Annotated in this window: 3 protein-coding genes; 2 read left to right on the top strand and 1 reads right to left on the bottom strand. The window is 73.1% G+C overall.

Annotated elements, in window-relative coordinates; all coding sequences use genetic code 11:
- Positions 1-47 precede the first annotated feature (47 nt).
- A complete protein-coding gene (locus tag CH341_RS18785; protein ID WP_245431135.1) occupies positions 48-1,250 on the top strand; it encodes an ATP-binding protein in 1,203 nt (400 codons plus the stop codon).
- Here CH341_RS18785 and CH341_RS18780 read toward each other — a convergent pair.
- Positions 1,198-2,439 (bottom strand): glycosyltransferase family 87 protein, encoded by a 1,242-nt coding sequence (locus tag CH341_RS18780; protein ID WP_111420522.1) that lies wholly within the window; start codon positions 2,437-2,439, stop codon positions 1,198-1,200. The two genes, CH341_RS18785 and CH341_RS18780, sit on opposite strands and share 53 nt — an antisense overlap.
- A 120-nt stretch (positions 2,440-2,559) precedes the next feature.
- Between CH341_RS18780 and cowN the strand changes: the two genes are divergently transcribed.
- Positions 2,560-2,832 (top strand): N(2)-fixation sustaining protein CowN, encoded by a 273-nt coding sequence (gene cowN, locus CH341_RS18775; protein WP_111420521.1) that lies wholly within the window; start codon positions 2,560-2,562, stop codon positions 2,830-2,832.
- Positions 2,833-2,882 lie beyond the last annotated feature (50 nt).

Below are 2,882 nucleotides of genomic sequence, written 5' to 3'. Positions count from 1 at the left end.
CCGACGGCTTGTTGGTGGGGCCAGGCCCCGACGGAGTTCAAAGTCACGTGGCCAAGACCGGTCCCGGTCGATCGAAGCGGAAGCGGTCCCGCCGTCCGGCGGCCACGACCGCCCGACCGTCCACGACCACCTCGACGCGCGCCTTCGAGCGCCTGCTCGCATCGCTGGCCCACGAGATCCGCACGCCCCTGACCGGCATCCTGGCGATCAGCGAGCTGCTGGCGATGTCGAAGCTCGGCGAGCGCGAGCGCGGCTGGGTCGAGGCGCTGAAGAGCTCGGCCGAGCACCTGACGGCCCTCACCTCGCTGATCGTCGACGGCGCCCGGGCCGGAGAGAAGGGCCTGGTGCTGCGCCGCGAGGCGTTCGAGCTCCGCCGCACCCTCACGGACGCCGGCGCCTCGGCGGCGGCACGGGCCGAGGCCAAGGGCATCGGCTTCACGTCCGTGATCGCCGACGATTTCCCTGCGGTGGTGACGGGCGACCAGGTCCGGCTGCGCGCCGCGATCGAGAACCTGCTCGACAATGCCGTGAAGTACACCTCGGCCGGCGGCGTGCGGCTGGTCGTCGAGCGCGAGCCCGCCGGCGACGGCCACCGCCTCACCATCGCCATCAGCGACAGCGGCATCGGGCTGACCAAGCCCGAGATCCGGCACCTGTTCCGGCCGTTCTCGCAGGGGAGCGACCGCATCGCCGAGAAGTTCGGCGGCTCGGGGCTCGGCCTCTCCTATGTGAAGCGCCTCGCCCGCGCCATGGGCGGCGACGTCACGGTGACGAGCACGCCGGGACGCGGCAGCACGTTCCGGCTGGTCGTGGTGGTCGACCCGGCGCCGCCGGTCGCGGACGGCGAGCCGCAGGCGGCCGAGCCGGGCTCCGCCCCGCCCCTGCGGATCCTCTGCGTCGAGGACAACCCCTACGGGCGGATCATCATGCGCACCGTGCTCGGCGAGCTCGGCCACCCGACCGACTTCGCCGAATCCGGCGAGGCGGCGCTCGCCGCGCTCGACCGCACGCCCTACGACCTGGTGCTGATGGACGTGGTGCTGAGCGGCGCCGACGGCTTCGAGACGACGCGCCGCATCCGCGCGCTGCCGGGCGAGGCCGGCCGCACCCCGGTGATCGGCCTGTCCGGCCAGGCGACCCGGACCCACGAGGACCAGGCCCGGGCGGCCGGGATGACCGGCTATCTGCAGAAGCCGATCAGCCCGCGGGCGCTCGCCCGGGCGCTCGCGACGGTGCCGCGGCGGAGCTGAGCGGCCGGACGAACGGCGTCGCCCGCCGGACCAGCAGCCCGGCCGTCACCAGGCTGGCGGCGAGGCCGACCTGCACGGGCAGGACCGGGTAGACCAGCAGCAGCACGACGACGAGGGCGAGGCCCGCGGCCTCACCAGGCCGAAATCCCCGCTCCAGATCACCGCGCAACAGCACCGCGACCGGGATCACCAGGAGGGTCATGTCGTAGATGTAGGCATAGGGCGTGACCAGCAGCGCCCCGGCCGCCAGCCCGGCCGCCTTGAGCGGATGCGGCGCCGGGCTCCGCCACAGGACCCACAGGCCGGCCGCGACGGCGGCGCCGACCCCGCCCTGGACGGTCCATGCCACGAGCTCGCTGCCGCCGAGCGAGCGCACCAGCCCGAACACGCTCTGCAGCTTGGTCCAGTTGCCGAGCCCCAGCGTCAGGAAGGTCTCGCGGGCGGCCGGCATGGCCTGGACGAAGGCGACCCAGGCGGCGCCGCCCAGCACCAGCCAGGACACGGCCACCAGCGCCGCCGTCACGGCCGCGGCCGCCGCGATGGCGCGCCATTGGCCGCCGGCGACCAGCACCAGTGGAATCAGCACGCCGTATTGCGGCTTGTAGGTCATCAGCCCGATCAGGCAGCCGGCCAGCACCGGACGGCGCGGCAGTGCCAGCATGGCGCCGCCGAGCAGCGCCGTGGTGAGGAAGGCGTTCTGCGCCGTGGTGACGTTCCACAGCGCCGCCGGGAACGCGAAGGCCAGGATCGTGCCCTCCCGCCCGGGCAGGAAGCCTCGCACCGTCGCGACATAGAGCGGCGTCGTGACGGCGAGCCACACCGCCATCGCGGGCAGCCAGGGCAGCGCGGAGAACGGCGCGGCGAGCAGCAGGAAGTGCGGGGGATAGAAGATCGGATAGCCGTCCGGGAACGGCCGGCCGAGCACCGCGACCGTCAGCTCCTTGGCGGCCGGCCAGTCCCAGGCCGCCGTCGGCGTGCCGGCCAGCGCCGTCAGGCCGGCCGACCACATGGTCACGAAGTCGTTGATGATCGGATGGCCGCTCGCGTCGACCAGCCACTCGCCTCTCAGCGCGCTGCCGATCAGCAGCACCGGATAGGCGCAGGCGAGCGCCAGCCCCACCGCCGCGACGAGGCGGCGCGCGGAGAGTCCGGCCGTGGGGACGGCCGAGGCGGCATCGGACGCGCTCATGGGGCCGCGATCCTCCGGCGAAGGCGGGACGATCCTAGCGGCGCGGCCCTTTCGGAAGGCTTAAGCGCGCCGCCGCGGCACGGGATGTGCTAGGGCGCGGCCATTGGAGTGTGGACCGACATGCAGCGACCCGACCGATACGTCACGTTCAAGAACATCGATTGCGAGGGCATGACCCGGACCGTGATGGACCACGTGCTCCGTCACGTCGCCGCCGGCGACAGCCCGTTCTGGGCCTATTTCGAGGCGCAGCGTACCCTCGCCCACGGCCGCGGCCTCGACGACCTCCGCGTGCTGCACAACTTCCTCCCGACCCTGAAGGAGCTGCTCGAAGACCTCGACGACCCCGAGACTCTCGCTTTGCTGGAGGAGCTGGAGCGCCAGTGCATGTGAGAGAGACGCCATCGTCACCCTCCCCTGGAGGGGGAGGGTCGGGGGGGGGG

This window comes from Rhodoplanes roseus, assembly GCF_003258865.1.
Taxonomy (GTDB): Bacteria; Pseudomonadota; Alphaproteobacteria; order Rhizobiales; family Xanthobacteraceae; genus Rhodoplanes; species Rhodoplanes roseus.
The sequence above is the reverse complement of the archived record's forward strand: the minus strand, read 5'-3'. Positions and strand labels throughout refer to the sequence as shown.

Bases quoted from the DNA above. Each gene is read 5' to 3' on its own strand.
- CH341_RS18780 (WP_111420522.1), bottom strand. From the start codon at position 2,439: ATGAGCGCGTCCGATGCCGCCTCGGCCGTCCCCACGGCCGGACTCTCC.
- cowN (WP_111420521.1), top strand. From the start codon at position 2,560: ATGCAGCGACCCGACCGATACGTCACGTTCAAGAACATCGATTGCGAG.